The organism is Nonomuraea sp. NPDC049758 (assembly GCF_040674635.1).
GTDB lineage: Bacteria > Actinomycetota > Actinomycetes > Streptosporangiales > Streptosporangiaceae > Nonomuraea.
The window spans coordinates 35,087-51,401 of sequence record NZ_JBFAMZ010000020.1; the positions used below are offsets into that span (position 1 = coordinate 35,087).

The 16,315-nt window shown below is 71.1% G+C and carries 17 protein-coding genes; 10 read left to right on the forward strand and 7 right to left on the reverse strand.

The features are described 5' to 3' along the window. Positions 1-57 precede the first annotated feature (57 nt). From AB0J46_RS39415 to AB0J46_RS39425, 3 genes are all read left to right on the forward strand, one after another. A complete protein-coding gene (locus tag AB0J46_RS39415) occupies positions 58-726 on the forward strand; it encodes a DivIVA domain-containing protein (RefSeq protein WP_364339735.1) in 669 nt (222 codons plus the stop codon). A gap of 134 nt (positions 727-860) precedes the next feature. After that, complete coding sequence (locus tag AB0J46_RS39420) at positions 861-2,054, forward strand: hypothetical protein (RefSeq protein ID WP_364339737.1); 1,194 nt, start codon at positions 861-863, stop codon at positions 2,052-2,054. 196 nt (positions 2,055-2,250) lie between these two features. Further along, complete coding sequence (locus tag AB0J46_RS39425; protein WP_364339739.1) at positions 2,251-3,504, forward strand: trypsin-like peptidase domain-containing protein; 1,254 nt, start codon at positions 2,251-2,253, stop codon at positions 3,502-3,504. A gap of 398 nt (positions 3,505-3,902) precedes the next feature. Here AB0J46_RS39425 and AB0J46_RS39430 read toward each other — a convergent pair whose 3' ends face one another. Next, positions 3,903-4,274, reverse strand: a complete 372-nt coding sequence (locus AB0J46_RS39430) for a hypothetical protein (RefSeq protein WP_364339740.1) — start codon at positions 4,272-4,274, stop codon at positions 3,903-3,905. Positions 4,275-4,535: 261 nt separating this feature from the next. Here AB0J46_RS39430 and AB0J46_RS39435 point away from each other — a divergent pair, with 261 nt between their 5' ends. The 3 genes from AB0J46_RS39435 to AB0J46_RS39445 all read left to right on the forward strand — a co-directional run bounded on the left by AB0J46_RS39435 (position 4,536) and on the right by AB0J46_RS39445 (position 7,705). Beyond that, complete coding sequence (locus tag AB0J46_RS39435) at positions 4,536-4,925, forward strand: RNA-binding S4 domain-containing protein (RefSeq protein ID WP_352361779.1); 390 nt, start codon at positions 4,536-4,538, stop codon at positions 4,923-4,925. A gap of 244 nt (positions 4,926-5,169) precedes the next feature. After that, positions 5,170-6,360 (forward strand): serpin family protein, encoded by a 1,191-nt coding sequence (locus AB0J46_RS39440; RefSeq protein ID WP_364339743.1) that lies wholly within the window; start codon positions 5,170-5,172, stop codon positions 6,358-6,360. Between the two features lie 175 nt (positions 6,361-6,535). Continuing rightward, positions 6,536-7,705, forward strand: coding sequence for an RNA ligase RtcB family protein (locus AB0J46_RS39445; protein ID WP_364339744.1), 1,170 nt, complete (start codon positions 6,536-6,538; stop codon positions 7,703-7,705). Positions 7,706-7,818: 113 nt separating this feature from the next. On the opposite strand, the gene AB0J46_RS39450 is transcribed toward AB0J46_RS39445, so the two are convergent. Both AB0J46_RS39450 and AB0J46_RS39455 read right to left on the reverse strand, forming a co-directional pair. Then, complete coding sequence (locus tag AB0J46_RS39450) at positions 7,819-8,274, reverse strand: hypothetical protein (RefSeq protein WP_364339747.1); 456 nt, start codon at positions 8,272-8,274, stop codon at positions 7,819-7,821. 135 nt (positions 8,275-8,409) lie between these two features. After that, the gene (locus AB0J46_RS39455; RefSeq protein WP_364339749.1) at positions 8,410-8,952 is read right to left on the reverse strand and encodes a hypothetical protein; all 543 of its coding nucleotides are present in this window, start codon (positions 8,950-8,952) and stop codon (positions 8,410-8,412) included. 258 nt (positions 8,953-9,210) lie between these two features. On the opposite strand from AB0J46_RS39455, the gene AB0J46_RS39460 reads away from it, so the two are divergent. Both AB0J46_RS39460 and AB0J46_RS39465 read left to right on the forward strand, forming a co-directional pair. Next, on the forward strand, positions 9,211-9,783 hold the full coding sequence (locus tag AB0J46_RS39460; RefSeq protein ID WP_364339751.1) for a DUF305 domain-containing protein: 573 nt from the start codon (positions 9,211-9,213) through the stop codon (positions 9,781-9,783). A gap of 252 nt (positions 9,784-10,035) precedes the next feature. Continuing rightward, a complete protein-coding gene (locus AB0J46_RS39465) occupies positions 10,036-10,533 on the forward strand; it encodes a response regulator transcription factor (RefSeq protein WP_364339753.1) in 498 nt (165 codons plus the stop codon). Positions 10,534-10,552: 19 nt separating this feature from the next. Here AB0J46_RS39465 and AB0J46_RS39470 read toward each other — a convergent pair whose 3' ends face one another. Next, the gene (locus AB0J46_RS39470) at positions 10,553-11,065 is read right to left on the reverse strand and encodes an RICIN domain-containing protein (RefSeq protein ID WP_364339755.1); all 513 of its coding nucleotides are present in this window, start codon (positions 11,063-11,065) and stop codon (positions 10,553-10,555) included. 313 nt (positions 11,066-11,378) lie between these two features. After that, on the reverse strand, positions 11,379-12,551 hold the full coding sequence (locus tag AB0J46_RS39475) for an ROK family transcriptional regulator (RefSeq protein ID WP_364339757.1): 1,173 nt from the start codon (positions 12,549-12,551) through the stop codon (positions 11,379-11,381). Between the two features lie 141 nt (positions 12,552-12,692). Between AB0J46_RS39475 and AB0J46_RS39480 the strand changes: the two genes are divergently transcribed. Then, on the forward strand, positions 12,693-13,937 hold the full coding sequence (locus AB0J46_RS39480; protein ID WP_364339759.1) for a Gfo/Idh/MocA family oxidoreductase: 1,245 nt from the start codon (positions 12,693-12,695) through the stop codon (positions 13,935-13,937). After that, positions 13,934-15,541 carry a beta-N-acetylhexosaminidase gene (locus tag AB0J46_RS39485; RefSeq protein WP_364339761.1) on the forward strand — a complete coding sequence of 536 codons (1,608 nt, stop codon included), beginning with the start codon at positions 13,934-13,936 and terminating at the stop codon, positions 15,539-15,541. Before AB0J46_RS39480 ends, AB0J46_RS39485 begins: the two co-directional genes overlap by 4 nt. Here AB0J46_RS39485 and AB0J46_RS39490 read toward each other — a convergent pair. Further along, positions 15,475-16,008 carry an SRPBCC domain-containing protein gene (locus AB0J46_RS39490; protein ID WP_364339974.1) on the reverse strand — a complete coding sequence of 178 codons (534 nt, stop codon included), beginning with the start codon at positions 16,006-16,008 and terminating at the stop codon, positions 15,475-15,477. The two genes, AB0J46_RS39485 and AB0J46_RS39490, sit on opposite strands and share 67 nt — an antisense overlap. Further along, positions 15,984-16,193, reverse strand: a complete 210-nt coding sequence (locus AB0J46_RS39495) for a helix-turn-helix domain-containing protein (RefSeq protein WP_364339762.1) — start codon at positions 16,191-16,193, stop codon at positions 15,984-15,986. Before AB0J46_RS39495 ends, AB0J46_RS39490 begins: the two co-directional genes overlap by 25 nt. Between the last annotated feature and the right edge of the window lie 122 nt (positions 16,194-16,315).

Consider the following 16,315-nt stretch of genomic DNA (forward strand, 5'->3'; position numbering starts at 1 on the left):
CCCGCGCCCGCCGAGTCACGACATCGAGACGACGGTGAAAGGCTGGACCAGTCCCTCATGCACGCCGAGCACGAAGACCATGACCACGACCTCCACCTCCCCCACAGCCACGCCGCCCTCGACGGCGCCACCACACCGTCGCTCCAGGCGGGGGCGCCCGGCCGGCTCGCCCTGCTGACCGCCTCCGCGGTGCACCATCAGGTCTTCACGGTCGTCCGCCTGCGCTCCGGCTACGACCTGGCGGAGGTGGACGCCTTCCTCGCCCAGGTGGAGACCACGCTCAGCCTGCTCTGGCAGGACAACGCCCAGCTTCGCGAACGCCTCGGCGCCACCCCTCCCGCGCACACGCCCACCGACGCCGGCGTGCTCGCGGCGGCACACCGCAGCGCCCAGGAAACCCTTGAGTCCGCCCAGCAGGAAGCCCAGCAGATCCTCGCCGACGCCCGTACCGACGCCGAACGACTGCGGCGCGAGGCCGCGTCGGCCGCCGACGCGCTGACCCGGGCCGCCCACCAGGCCCTTGACGAACAGCTCGACCGGCTCGAACGCGCCATCACCGACCAGGGCCGGAACCTGCACACCCAGCTCGGTCACCTGCGCGCCGCGCTGGCCGACCTGGACGCCCACGGCCCCACGCCCGGCCACGGCGCCCATGACGCGGCATTGCAATGGCCGATCACCGTACATTCGCCCCCTTCCACCCGCGACCCGGCCGCCGGTCACTGACGGACGGCCCGGCTCGTCGGCTCGTGCCGTCCGTCGTCGCGATGTCCCGACGCGACGACCGCCCACCAACCCCGCACCCTCGCCGGAAAGGCCGTGTCATGCTCGTGCCGCTCGGGGGATCGACGCCGCCATCAGTGCCCCTGCACACCCTGTTCGACCTGAACGTGGAAGCCTCCGCCCCCGACACTGCCCTGCCCGCCTGGACGGCCTGGGCCGCCGTCGTGCTGGTGGCACTGTCCACGCTGGTCGGCGCCTCCCTGGCCCGCCGCAGGAACGCCACGATCAGCGTCTGGCTGGCCATCGCCTCGGCGCTGATGCTCATCACCGCCCTGGTCGACCTGCTGCCCGACGCCTGGCACGAAGCCGACGCCACCGGCGTGCCGCTGTGGGTCGTGGGTGTGGCCGGCGCGTTCGGCTTCCTGGTCATCACCTTCTTCACCCGTAAGGGCTGCGGGCACAGTCACGGCGACAAGGCCGGTGGCGGGCGGCACGCGCCCGGCCTGCACCGCCGGGTCCAGCAGGCGGTCAGCGCCGCCGTCTACGGCGGTGTGGGCACCGCGGCCGCCCTGTCGCTGCACCGCATGATCGAGGGGGCGACCCTGGCCCTGGCCGCGTCCGCCGTCGTGGTGGCCGCCCTGGTGATCCACTCGGCCAGCGAAGGGCTGGCCCTGACCGCCATGCTCGACCTGGCACGCAGACCGGCCGCCCCCTGGCTCACCCTGTCCTGCCTGGCTCCCGCGGCCGGCGTCGTCCTGGCGACGGTGGCGCCGCTGCCCGCCCAGAGCGTGCCGGTGCTGCTCGGCATGGTGACCGGCGTACTGCTGCGTACCGGTCTCATCGGACTCACCATCGCCCGCGACAGCCGCCGCCTGACCCGCCGTCACCTCGTCCTCGCCGCCACCGCCGTGGCCGCCATCGGCGGCCTGCTGGTCACCACCCAGACCCTGCTCGCCGACGGTCCGCCGGCATCCTCCTCACCGGTCGCCGCCGCCCGGGGCCTCGCCACCGCGCCGAACCCTCGGACGGCCGAAGCCGCACCGCCCCGCGATCCGTTGCCTCGGCAGATGTCCGAGGCCCAGCTACGCGCCGCCGTCACCACCAGACGGCTCACCCTCGAACAACTCCTGGCGCGCAGGGACGCCACCACCATCACCGCCGACGCCACCGCCCTCCTGCGCGCCCTGCCCGAGCACACGCCCGACCAGATCACGCAGACCCTGCGCCAGGCCAAGATCGACCCCGGCACCAGTGTCGGTGACCTCACCCTGCTGCAGCGCCACCTCCTGCTCACCTCACTCAGCGACGCCCTCCCCACCCCGCGCCCCTGAGACGACACCTCGGCCCACCGGTTCGGCCGGTCAGGTTCGACAACATGTAGAAAGCGATATCGGCGACCCACCCCCGCTCCGACCTGGATCGATAAGGCCGTCATGAGGAGCGGGCCCGGTTCCGGGATCAAGGGCTTAGCCGGGTCTTACGCCGGAGTTGGCAACGTGAGGCAGCAGAACTTGAGGGAGATGACAGATGAACGCGCACGAGCCTCACGAGCAGGACCCTGGAGCGCAGGGAAACGGCGGGTGGAGCCAGTTCGGCACCACGCCACCGACCGCCGGAGGCTTCCCCCGCCGTGACCCGATCGTCACGGAGCAGCCGCCGCCCCCGCCTCCGCCGGCGCCCACCTTGAAGGCCCGTTTCACCGCCGGCCAGAAGGCGGTGGCCGGGCTCGCACTGGCGGCGATGGCGATCGTCGGCGGGGTGGCCGGCGCCGTCGCGGTGAACTCCTTCCGGCCCACGCCCGTCGCCACCACCAGCCACGTTCCCAGTCCCGTCCTCAAGCCGGCCTCCGGGTCGCTCACCGTGGCGGACGTCGCGGCCAAGGTTCAGCCGACCGTCGTGATGATCCAGGGGCAGAGCGGCGAGGGCTCGGGCGTCGTGCTGTCGGCGGACGGCCTCATCCTCACCAACAACCACGTGGTCGAGGGTGCGAGCCAGGGCGGCGGGCAGATGAGCGTGAAGTTCAGCGACGGCAAGACGGCCAAGGCGAGCATCGTCGGCACCGATCCAGCCACCGACCTGGCCGTCATCAGGGCCGCGGACGTGTCCGGGCTGACCAAGGCGACGCTCGGCGACAGCGACGCACTCAAGGTCGGTGAAGCCGTCCTGGCCATCGGCAGCCCCCTCGGCCTGGACGGATCCGTGACGGCGGGGATCGTCAGCGCGCTTGACCGTACCCTCACCACCGGCCCTGACCAGCGGCAGCAGCTCCCTCCCGGCTTCGGACAGGAGCAGAGCCGGCAGAGCGCCGGCACGACGATCGGCGGCGCCATCCAGACCGACGCCTCGATCAACCCGGGCAACTCCGGCGGCGCGCTGGTCAACGCCGCCGGGGAGCTGGTCGGCATCAACACCGCCATCGCCTCGAACGCCGCCGGCGGCGGTGTGGGCTTCGCCATCCCGGTCAACACCGCCAAGCAGGTCTCCGACCAGCTCATCGCCACCGGGAAGGTCCGTCACGCGGTCCTCGGGGTGAGCGTCACCGACGCGACCGGCGATGTGCCCGGCGCCCTGATCAGCCAGGTCATAGCGGGAAGCCCGGCGGAGAAGGCCGGACTGAAGCAGGGCGACCTGATCACGAAGATCGGCAACACGCCGGTCGACGCGGGCGAGACCGTCGTCGGACAGGTCAGAGGCGCCAAACCGGGCCAACAGGTCAAAATCACTTACCTGAGGGACGGCCAGGCCCGCGAGGTCAACGTCACCCTCCAGGAGAAGAACTGACCGACGTCCACGCCGGCCATTGAACGGTACGCCTCCCCAAGGTTGGGCTCTGGCGAGTGATTCGGCGCCTGACAGCGTTCTCGGCACACGCCCGAGCCTCTCCCTGAGGGCAGGAAAGGCGAATCCTCATGGCAGTCCTCCGCAGGAGCGCTCACGACAGCCTGCGCATTCACCAGGGCTCCGAATTTCTCGTCACCGAGGTGGCGGACGGCATACCCACAGGCAGCCCTCGCCCAGGACAGGACTTGGGAGGGTGGGCGCGGGAACCGGCCTCTCTGGCCGCTCGCCACGGCATGAGCGGCCGCGACAGAACAGCCGATCGAACGCGGAGAAGGCGCCGGCGCTCGGTGAGTCCTCCGAGCGCTGCGCCGGCCCCGGCGGGATGACTGCAGGACGCTCTATGTCAGAGAGGCGAGGAGCCGGCCAAAGGCTGTGAGGTCCGCGCAGGTGATCGGATAGCCGTAGGTGGACGGCCGCTTGCCTTTGTTGACCTTCTTGGGAAAGTGACGCATGCCGTCCGAGTGCTTGGGCGCGTCAGGAATTCCTAATCCCGCCTCCGCCGGAAGTCGTGACAGGTCGGTCTCGGGGTGCAGGAAGACGGCGATGACGTTTCTGCCGCTCCGCTGCCGATCGAGATAGATGATGACGTGGTCGCGTTTCAGCTCACAGTAGTACTGCACCGGCTCGCGGAGCGGTACGAAGCCGTGCTCGTTCGCGATGGCCAACAGGCGCTGTTCGAGATCCGTGAGCGGGTGCTCGTGTGCGGCCATTGTGCTCCCTCTGACAGGCGCAGCCTCAGACGTACCTACCAAAAGCGGATCTTAACGCCCGACCCCGCCCACCGCAGGGGCCGTCCGGGCCCGTGATCCGGACGTTCCCGGGTACCTCGAGCGGGCCCCGCTGAGGCACGGCTGACACAGGCGCGCTGCGAGCTCTGCCTGGCACGGGGTGAATGCGGCACGGTGTGGATGTCGGCGGTGTGGGGTTCTCAGTACAGTGTCGGGGTGGTGGGTGAGCAGCTGAGTGTGCGGGTGGACAGCTGGATCTGGTCGGTACGGCTCACCAAGACCCGTTCGATCGCGGCCGACGCCTGCCGGGGCGGTCACGTCCGGGTCAACGGGGTGCGGGTCAAGCCTGCGCACGCCGTACGGGTCGGGGACGAGATCCGGCTGCGGCACGACGGGCGCGAACGCATCGTGGTGGTCTCCCGTGCCATCACCAAGCGCGTCGGCGCCGCCGTGGCCGCCGAGTGCTACGTCGACAAGAGCCCTCCGCCTCCTCCCCGCGAGGAGACCGTGACGGTGGCCGTCCGGGCTCGTGGCGCGGGGCGTCCCACCAAGCGCGAGCGCCGCAGCCTCGACAAGCTGCTCGCGCGCCCGGTGGTGGAGGAGCGGCGGGGCGGCCGGGCACGCCCGGATTGACCGAACAGAGCCGCACCGGATGCAACCGCGCCTGTGCGGCGTCCCGACACCACGGTGGTGCGCTCGCGCGGATGCGGCGAGGTTCCCCAGAAGTGCTGGACGCCGCCGCCAGGGCCGGCTGTGTCCTCGACGGCATCGCGCGAGCCCACCGTAGCCCGCTCCTCGGCCACGACGGACTGACCGCATCCGCTCAGAGCGCTCGCACGGTTCTCGTCCAGCACTTCGATCTTGTACGGTCGCCCGCATGAACTGGCAGCAGCAGCACGCCGCGGTGACCGCCGCCAACGCACTGACCGCCCGATGGGTGCAGACCTGTTCGGGGGGATCTGTCGTGATGGCCGGCGCAGGCGCCTGGCCGTTGCTGGCTCATCTCGCGTCAGCCGCCGGAGGACGGGGGCGCGCGGAACTGCAGGAGGCCGTGGGGGTGGACGCCGCCACCGCGTCCCAGGCGGCCCGAGTCGTGCTGTCGATCATGGAGGAGTCCACGGCGGTACGGTCGGCGCTGGGCTTGTGGTCCCGGCCGGACCTGCCGCTACGTCCGGACTGGCTCAGCACGCTTCCCGCGGGCATGCACGGCGAACTGACCGCAGACCCGGCCGCGGATCGCCTCCGGCTCGACGCCTGGGCCAAGGAGCAGACCGGCGGGCTGATCGACAGCATGCCCCTCCAGCTGAGCGACCGCGTGCTGCTCGTCCTGGCCATGGCGCTGACCGTGCGCACCGCGTGGCTGCGGCCGTTCACCGACGGCGTCGGCCTGTTCGAGGCCGGCCCGTGGGCCGGACGTGAGATCCATGTCCTACGCCGCAGCACCCGCGTACTCGACCGGGCCGGGGTCGCCGACACCCCGGCCGGCCGGCTGACCTTGCTTCGAGTCATGGGTACCGGTGGGATCGACATCCATCTGGTGCTGGGTGACGACTGGATGGGACCTGGGCAGGTTCTCGGCGCCGGGGTCGATGTGCTGGACGGGCGTCATCCCGCCACGCCGGCCGGTGTTCTGGCTGCGGGCTGTCCGGGCCCCGGGCTGACTGTCCGCCACGTTCGCGACCACGTCCCTGAGGACGTGCTGAACGTCAGAGTCCCGCGTTTCACCATCGCCGCCACGCACGACCTCTCGGAGTTGCCCGAGGTCTTCGGCCTGGCAACGGTGACCGACCCGGACCGCGGACACTTCCCGGGCATCAGCACCCAGCCGCTCGCCGTCACCCAGGCCCGGCAGAACGTCGTCGCCGCCTTCCACTCCGCCGGATTCGAAGCCGCCGCGATCACCGCCTTCGGCGCCGTCGGGGGCGGAATGGCCCCGCCGTCCCGGTACCGCGTCAGGCACGTGGACCTCGAATTCAGCCGTCCCTTCGGGTTCCTCGCGGTTGACCGCCGGAGCCGGCTCGTCATGGCCGCCGGCTGGGTCGCCGAAGCCGAAGCCTGGTCCGGCTGAGGACCGCGTCGCCCTCGTCGGCGCCGGGCCGAAAATCGGTTGCCTGGGATGGCGGGGGTTCGAGAGCGTGATCCCCATGAGGCTCTGACGAAGACACCCCGCCCTTTGTGATGCCGCGACGCCGGTTGGCGTCGTGATGCCGCCTGTCCATACCCTTCTGCAAGGGAGAACGTCTTTGTCTCAGCAACACCCGACTCCGTCCGCTCCGGTCACGGGGGCCACCGTCACCGTGTTCGCCTCGTCCACCAGCTGGATCGAGTCCGACGCCGTCGCGCAGTGCCGTCAGGTGGCCGCTCTCGACGGCATGACGCACGTCGCCGCCATGCCTGACCTGCATCCCGGCAAGGGCGCGCCCGTCGGGGCGGCCATGGCGTCGGCCGTCCTGTATCCGTTCCTGGTGGGCTCCGACATCGGGTGCGGCATCGCCGTGTTCCCGGTCAGGCTCAAGCGCGCCGTGCCCGAGAGGCTCGCCGCCCGCTTTCCCGACCTCGATCGTGCGCTGGATCCCGAACGTGATGCCGACGATCCCGCCTGGGCCGTCATGAAGGACGACATCCCCGCCGGTCACGTCGAGGGCCTCGGGACGGTCGGCCGCGGCAACCACTTCGTCGAGCTGGCCCGGATCGGGACCGTCTTCGAACCCGGCCACGCCGCTCGGCTCGGCCTCGACGCCGGTGACCTGGTCCTCGTCGTCCACAGCGGTTCACGGGGGCTGGGCGAACGGATCCTGCGCGAGCACACCGAGGTCCACGGCGCGGGCCCCGCCCCTGATCCCGCCGCCTACCTGGCCAGGCACGACCAGGCCGTACGGTGGGGGTCGCTCAACCGGCGGCTGCTGGCCGCCCGGGTCGCGCACGCGCTGGGGTTCGAGCCTGCCGAGCCGATCCTCGACCAGTGCCACAACCTGGTCGAACTCCGCGACGGCGGCTACCTGCACCGCAAGGGAGCGGCGCCGGGCGACGGCCGCGACGTGCTCATCGCCGGCACCCGCGGCACCCCGTCCTATCTCGTGGCCGCCCACGCCGGTCCGGACGCCGGCCACTCCGTGGCGCACGGCGCGGGCCGCAAGATGTCGCGCGCGGACGCCCTGCGCCGCGGCCGGGCCAAGCACACCGTCGAAGAGCTGCGCCGCACGCCGGTGGGGTCGGTGGTGGTGTGCGGCGACCGCCAGCTCCTCTTCGAGGAGGCGCCCACGGCCTACAAGCGCATCGAGCAGGTGATCGACGACCTCGTCGGCCACGGACTGGCCACGCCCGTGGCCACCACGATTCCCCTGGTCACCTACAAGACACCCGATCTCGGACCGGCCTCCCGAAAGGACCGCCGCAAGCGGGGGCGGCCATGAACGTCGTCCGCCTGCCGCACCGGCTCGAAGGCGGCGTCCCTGTGCCGGCGGGCTTTGGATGAGCGGGTCCGGCTGCGGGAGTTCGAGTGGGGTCGGTGCGCGATCGGAAGGCGTCAGACGCCGTAAGTGCGCCCCGTGCAGCGCAGCGTGTCGCCCTTCCTCACGAACGTGGCGTCCACGGCGAGGTAGAGCTTCTTCTTGGCCGGGACCTTGAGGTCGACGATGACGTCATAGGAGACGTCGTAGAGTGCTTTCTTCTCGTGAAACGTCTTCCCGTAGACCTTTTCGTCCTTGCCGCGGCGCTCGACCATCAGGTTGAGGTGTGCGGCCTTCAGGCGGGTCGGCGCCTCGGAGCTCCAGCGGTAGATGATGTCGGAAATGCGGTGGTACCCCCCGGTCGTCCGGTACTTCAGCTCGAAGTACGCCGTCTCGCCATCGCTCATCGTGCAGCTCGACCTGACGCTTTGCGCCGGAGCGGCCGTGGTGGCGTGCGCGGCGGAGGTCAGCAGGGCGAGTGCCAGGCCGGCCCCGGCGAGCGTGGCCGCGGCGTTCCCGAGGATGTGCGTCATTTGCGCGTCTCCCTTCGCATGGCTCGGATCTGTGGTCGAGATTGACGGCAGCGATGTTGAGAATCGGTTGAGTATCTGTTCAGGCGGGCGGGGACGGAGAGGTTGGCCCCGGTGCCGGCCTGTGGAAATACGGGGCTAGCGACCGATCAGGGTCGCGCCTGGGAGTGACTGCTTGACCGCCTCAGGCGTGCCCACCACGACCGTCAGTTTTTCCTCGGTCTTCTTTGCCGCCGCGTTTCCGTAGAGCTGCACCTTTCCGAGCTTTTCTGCCTCGACGGTGACGAACATCCGGGTGGGGGTGCACCACAGGGTCACGGTGCTCTCCGAACTGGTGCCGACCATGGGTTCCTTGGGTCCGGCGAAGCCCTCTTCCGCGGTGTCGACGTTGCCCTCGGACTTGGTCAGATCCTGGCTCATGTTGAACAGCGCGCTGGAGGATCCCTGGTCGGCGAGCCCGCACACGCCCTTGCTGTTGATCCAGGGGACCATGTCGTACTTCCCGACCTGGATCCGCGCCAGCACCTTGTCCGCCCCGTCCGGCATGCCCGACTTGGAGGCCGCGGCCGGCAATGACGCCAGCGGCCAGCGGCCCGGATCCTTGAGAAGCCACTCCTTCGGCTCGTTCGTCGAACAGCCCGTCAACAATAAGACCGCAAGTATCACGATTTTTCCCCGCATAGGTCGATCATCATAAGGTCGAAACTTCGTGACGTACGGGCGTATGCGGTGACATTCCAGGGGCGAGTTACCGTTGGAGTAGGTGTCGAATCGGCGTTGGGGGTACGCATGAAGCGACGCTTCGCGAAGACAGCGATGGCCGCAGGGGCATTCCTGGCCGCCATCACCACCGGATCAGCCGCGACGGCCATGGCATCTTCGCCGATGCCGTCCCCGAGCCCTGCAGGAACGCAGCCCACGCAGCCCACGTGTCCCGGCATGGGGCAGATGCATGCCGTGACCAGCGAGTACGACTACCTGGCGCAGATGGTCCCGCACCACGAGGACGCCATCGCCGCGGCCCGGCAGCTGCAGCGGTCCAGCAGGCCGGAGATGCGGCGGCTCGGGCAGTCGATCGTCGCGACGCAGACCGCCGAGGTCGCCCGGATGAAGGGCTGGCTGCTGCAGTGGTACCCGCAGAGCCCGGCGCCGAGCCCGAGCGGGACCACGATGCCCGACCTGTCGGGGCTGTCGGGGAATCAGCTCGACAAGGCGTTCCTGCAGCACATGATCCCGCACCACATGATGGCGATCATGATGTCGCAGCAGCTCCTCGTGCGCGGTGAGGCGGTGCATCCCGAGGTCGCCGCCTTCGCCCGCAAGGTGCGCGACGACCAGCGGGCCGAGGTCGCCACGATGCGGCGGTACCTGGTCCAGTGGTTCGGGGAGCAGAGCATGCCCTGCGTCCCACAAATGCCCGGCATGCCCGGCATGACGCCAGAGCCACACATGTCTGAGATGACACCAGGGCCGCACATGTCCGGCATGACGCCCACCACCGGCACGTCCTGACGCCATCCCGACCGCTCGGCCAGCGAGGGGAAGGGACGGCGCGGGCCACGAAGAACGCGGGACCGCCTCGCCGGAGGGGCGGAGGGGGCGCGAACCGTCAGAAGACGGGGAACGTCCCAGCCCGACTGGCGGAAGGGGGCGACGTCAGAAGGCGGGGAAGGCCCAGCCCGAGGGGTGGAAGGGCGCGCGGCCCCCGCGGAAGGCGAGCGAGGCGGCGGTGACCGCGCCAACGCGGCCGATGCGATGCTTGGCGTGGACGGGCCGTTCGACCGGGCCTGGCAGGCCATGCTGCGCGCCCTGGTCGAGGACGACGGCTGGGACGACGGCTGGGACGGCGTGGCGGCTGCCTGGCGGGATCTTGGGCAGCCGTACGAGCTGGCGCTGAGCCTGTTCCACGGCGCCCGGGCCGCGCTGGCGGCGGGCGACCGGCCCGGCGGAACCGCCCGCCTCAGGGAGGCCGCGCGGCTGGCCGACGAGCTGGGCGCCGCGCCGCTCGCCAGGGAGATCGCCCTGCTCGGACGCCCCCGACCGGCGCAGGACGGGCTCACCGAGCGCGAGCGCGACGTGCTCGTCCTGATCGCCGACGGGTTGAGCAACCGGCAGATCGCCGCCCGGCTGCACATCTCGCCCAGCACGGCGGGCGTGCACGTCTCCCACATCCTGGCGAAACTGGGCGCGGCCACCCGTACCGAGGCGGCTGCCATCGCGTTCCGCGAGGGACTGGCGGGATCCTCCACGACCCGGCCGTGACCTGGACGCAGCCCCTGGGTCAGGTCAGGGTGTCCTCGACCTTGATCTGGCCGCCCTGGACGACCCACTTCTGGTTGGGGTGGTTCAGGCAGGTCCACAACCGCACCACGGTGTTGTTGGCGCGGCTGTTGGTGGTGTCCAGGCAGACCTCGCGGCCGGTACCGACGGTGTCCTCGACCTTGATGTGACCGTTCTGGAGCACCCACTTCTGGTTGGGGTGGTTCAGGCACGTCCACAGGCGCACGCTGGTGTTGTCGGCGCGGCTGTTGGTGGCGTCCAGGCAGACCTCCCGGCCGGTGCCGACGGTGTCCTCGACCTTGATCTGGCCGCCCTGGATCACCCACTTCTGGTTGGGGTGGTCCAGACACGTCCACAGGCGCACGTGGGTGTTGTCGGCGCGGCTGTTGGTGGCGTCCAGGCACACCGGCGGGCCGGCCTGGGCGGCGTGGGCCGTCGAGGCGGGGGCGATGGCGGCGGCCACCAGGGCGACGGCGGACGCGGCCATCAGGCGGGCGACGGGGCTGGCGGGCATGGGTTACCTCCACTGATGCGGGTGGGCGGGCCGGCACCGGCCTTGGACGGCGGGCGAGCCCACACGAGACGATCGGCCGGCTCGGGGGCCGGTGACGACCACGAACAATGCATACAGAAAGTAATCGCATGACAGCGGAAAGTGATCTGACGGAAAGGTGACGCATCACTGGCCGGTGTCGAAAACCACCGAATCCGCCCGGGAGGTCAGAGGCGCACCGCCGAGGCGGTCGCCGTCAGCTCCGCCGCGTCCATGTCGGCGACCCGGCCGGCGAAGAACCAGGTACAGCCGAAGTGCAGCTCCTCGGCCAGGGTCAGGAAGGTCGCTGCGGAGCGGCGGGGCTGGAGATGGAACCCTCCGGGGAGAAGAACCGATCGTCCACGTGGTCCAGTGCCAGACAGGCCCCGCCCAGGGCGACGCACTCCTCGCCGAACGTCGAGGGCCGGATGTCGGGAACGCGTACACAGTGAGGTTCGAGCGCCCGGCGCAGCGCAGGCAGCAGGACGTCGGCCGAGCGGGAGAACCCGCCGCCGAGCACGACCAGTTCGGGGTCGAGCGTCAGCACCATCGCGGCGGTGCCGAGCGCGAGATGGCGGGCGTACGCGTCGACCGCGGCCTGGGCCTCCAGGTCGCCGGCCCGGGCCGCGCCGAAGACGTGCCGGGCGGCCTCCTCGGGCGAGGCGCCCTTGGCCGCCGGGTCGCTCTCCAGCCGCCCGGCCATGGTGCTCCAGCCCGTGATCTCCATGAGCCCGACCTCGCCGGTGGCCCCGCTGAACCCGTGGTACAGGCGCCCGTCGATGATCAGCGCGGCGCCGGGCCGGCGACCGACGTGCAGGTAGACGAGGTGCTGGACGCCCGCGGCCACCCCGAGCCGCTGCTCGGCGAGCGCGGCCAGCTTGCTGTCGTTCTCGATGGTGATCGGGCAGGCCAGCCGCTGCCCGAGGTGACCGACGAGGTCGACGCCGGGCCAGTCGGGCAGGTCGGTGACCATGGTGACGAGCCCGTCGCGATTGACGACGCCGGTGCTGCCCGCGGTGACGCCCCACATGTCGGACGCGCTCAGCCCGGCGGCGACGAGCGCGGCGTCGACGGCCCGCCACACCGCCTCCAGCCGCTCCCGCTGGGCGGTGTGCCGGTCGACGGCGACCCGCCCGCTGGCCACGATCCGGCCGGCCAGGTCGGTGATCACGGCCAGCACCTTGTGCACGCCCACGTCGATGCCGAGCACGTGCCCCGCGTCGGTGCGGAACCGGTAGCGCTTGGCGGGCCTGCCCATGGCGCCCGGCGCGGGCGGCACCTCGGCGATCCAGCCGCGCTGCTCCAGATCGGTGACGACGTCCACGACGGAGGCCCGCGACAACCCGGTGCGGGCGGACAGCTCGGTGAGCGTCAGTGGCTCGCGCGCCTCCCGCAGGGCACGGATGCTGCTCAGGGAGTTCAGCTGGCGTAGCCGCTGAAGGTCGCCACCACTGACCTGCACGGTCACACTCCTCACTATCACTGGTCTCTGAACTATATCCCTTTGACCCATCCCCACTTCTAGCTGCATGTGCCCGGCGAGAAGAGGCTTGACGGCAAGGTCATTCTCGTGACTATCTATGGAGACCTTCATAAAGGAGTTTGCGAAATGACAGTGACCATAGCCATCGTCGGGGCCGGATCGCGCGGCCAGATCTACGCCAGGGCCGCCGCCGCGGACGGCCGGGCCCGCATCGTGGCAGTGGCCGACCCGGACCCGGCCCGGCGGGCCAAGGTGGCCGCCGACCACGACCTGCCGGACAGCGCCTGCTTCACCGGCTGGGACGAACTGGCCGCCGTGCCGAAGCTCGCGGACGCCGTGGTCATCGCGACCCAGGACCGCTTGCACGTCGAGCCGGCGGTGGCCTTCGCCGACCTCGGTTACGCCATCTTGCTGGAGAAGCCGATGGCCCCGACGGAGCCGGAGGCCCGCCGGATCGTCGAGGCGGTCGAGCGCAACGGCGTGCTGTTCGCGGTCTGTCACGTGCTCCGCTACACGGCCTACACCAGGGCGTTCAAGGAGCTGCTGGACAGCGGCAGGCTGGGCACGATCTCCAGCGTGCAGCACCTGGAGCCGGTGGGCTGGTGGCACATGGCCCACTCCTTCGTGCGGGGCGCCTGGCGGAACGCGGCCGAATCGGGGCCGATGCTGCTGACCAAGTCCTGTCATGACATCGACTGGTTGCTCCACATTCTCGGCGAGCAGCCGGTCGCGGTGTCGTCCTTCGGCTCGCTGACCCACTTCCGGCCGGAGAACCGGCCCGAGGGCGCGAGCACGCGTTGCGTCAGCTGCGCCGTCGAGCCGGACTGCGCCTACTCCGCCAAGCGTCTCTACCTGAGCTGCCTCGGCGACCCGCGCCGGGAGTTCTGGCCGCTCGGCGCCGTCACGTCCGACGCCACCGTGGCGGGCGTCACGCGCGCGCTGGAGACCGGCCCGTACGGCCGCTGCGTCTACGACTGCGACAACGACGTGGTGGACCAGCAGGTCGTCACGCTGGAGTTCGCGAAGGGCGCGACCGTGTCGTTCACCATGACGGCGTTCACGCCGCTGGAGCACCGCAGGACCCGGATCTTCGGCACCCGGGGGTACGCCGAGGGCGACGGGCGCGAGATCAGGGTCGTCGACTTCGTGACCGGCGCCGAGGAGCGGATCGACACCCAGACGACGGCGGGCGCGTCGCTCGCCGACGGCCACGGCGGCGGCGACGGGGGCCTCACCAAGGCGTTCATCGACGCCGTCGCCGCCGGGGACCAGGCGCCGCTGGGCGCCGGCCCGGCCGAGGCCCTGGCCGGGCACCTGGTCGTCTGGGCCGCCGAGCGCGCCCGCGAGACCCGCACCGTGCAGGCCCTGTGAACGCGACGATCCCGGCGCCCGCCCGCCGCACGCCCGGCGAGGGCCGGTTCACCTTCACCGCCACGACCCCGCTGTCCGCCGACCCGGCGCTGGCCAGGGCCGCGGAATGGCTGCGCGGGGCTCTCACGCCGGCCACCGGCCTGCCGCTCCCCGAGGGGCCCGGCGGGGTGGAGATCCGGCTCGTCGCGGGCCTCGGGCCCGAGGAGTACCGGCTCACCGCCACGACCGAGTCGGTGCTGATCGAGGCGACGGGCCCGGCCGGCGCCTTCTACGGGGCGCAGACGCTGCGCCAGCTGCTCGACCCCGCCGCCTTCCGGGCCGGACGCACCGGGGACAGGGCGTGGAGCATCCCCGCGGTCGAGATCGCCGACGCTCCGCAATACGGCTGGCGCGGCTGCCTCATCGACGTGGCCAGGCACTTCCTGCCGAAGAACGACCTGCTGCGGTACATCGACCTGCTGGCCGCGCACAAGCTCAACGTCCTGCACCTGCACCTGACCGACGACCAGGGCTGGCGGCTGGAGATCAGGAAGTACCCCAGGCTCACGGAGGTCGGCGCCTGGCGGCACGAGTCACCGGTGGGCGCCGCGCGGCACCAGCGCTTCGACGGCCGCCCGCACGGCGGCTTCTACAGCCAGGACGACATCCGCGAGATCGTCTCCTACGCCGCCGACCGGTTCGTCACGGTCGTGCCGGAGATCGACCTGCCCGGCCACACGCAGGCCGCCATCGCCGCCTATCCGGAGCTCGGCAACCTCGACGACCGCCTGCCCGTCCGCACCGAGTGGGGGGTCGGCGAGAACGTGCTCAACGTCGCCGACGGCACGATCGCCTTCTTCACCGACGTCCTGGACGAGGTCCTGGAGCTCTTCCCCGGCCGGTACGTCTGCGTCGGCGGCGACGAGGTGCCGAAGACCCAGTGGAACGAGAGCGTCCCGGCCAAGGAGCGCATCCGGGAGCTCGGCCTGCACGACGCCGACGAGCTGCAGACCTGGCTCATGCGCCACTTCACCGACTACCTGCTGTCCCGCGGGCGCAGACCGCTCGGCTGGGACGAGCTCCTGGAGGGCGGCCTGCCGCCCGGCGTCACCGTCGCGGCCTGGCGCGGCGACAAGTGCGCGGTGCTGGCCGTGCGGGCCGGTCACGACGTGGTCGTCTCGCCGTTCAGCGAGACGTACCTGGACTTCCGCCAGGCCGACGGCGACCAGGAGCCGGTGCCGATCGGCAGCGTGACGTCCCTGCGGGCGGTCCACGCCTTCGACCCCGTCCCCGCCGGCCTCGGCGAAGAGGAGCGCGGCCGGATCCTCGGCGCGCAGGCCGCTCTGTGGACCGAGCACATCGACTCCCCCCGGCTGCTCGACTACATGGCCTTCCCGCGGCTGGCCGCCTTCGCCGAGGCGATGTGGAGCGGCGAGCGCGACTTCGCGGACTTCCTGGCGCGGCTCGCCGTGCACGAGAGACGTCTTGACGCGCTGGGCGTGGAGTACCGGCCGGCGGCCGGGCCGCACCCCTGGCAGCGCCGTCCCGACGCCCCCGGTCACCCCCGGACCAGGGCGGAGATCGACGCCCAGCTCGCCCGCTGGACGTCGAGCCTGCGTCTCTGAACCGCGCGTCCCCGTGCCGGGAGCGGCGCCGGCCTCAGAGCAGGGCCAGGAGCCGTGGGCGTCAGGCGTGTGCCCGGGTGCATCTCCCACGGCGCCTGCGGGAGGACCTCGCCGGTCTCCAGCAGCGACTTGAGGTTGGCCGGCACGCCCGGCCAACCCTGCGCGATCCCGTCGTGCATCTCCTGGTTGGGCAGGTCCTCGTGGGTCACGGTGAGCCGGACGATGTCCTGGTGCGGCTCGATGAGGAAGGTGACGACCGACGCCTGCCGCGCCGGTTCGGCGCCGGCGGCGTCGTCGAAGGTGACGACCAGGCGGGCCGGGGGCTCGGCCTCGATCACCTCGCCGATGACGTCGACGACGTCCGACCCGTCGGCGCGCCGGTGCTCCCAGGGTGATCCCGGCCGCCAGTCCGAGACGTTGGCGTGTCCCCAGTAGCGCGCCGTCAGTGGTCGAACTCCGAGATCCAGCGCTCCTGGATCTCGTGGATGGGCGCCGGGTTGAGGTAGTGGAGCCGTTCCCGTCCGCGCCGGACGACGGTGACGAGGGCGGCCTGCTCAAGCACGTTCAGATGCTGGGTCGCCGACTGGCGGGCCATGTCCAGGCGTTCGCACAGTTCGCGCAGTGTCTGGCGCCGAACGCGCTGATACCGCAACCCGGAAACCCTGTAGTCATTCCTGGTTGATCATTTGCTATGTCGATCGAGCTGTTCACAAGTGCGCATGGTTACCTTCAGTATTCGTGAAGATACGATCTGGCCCTGCGGGGCCGGGAAAC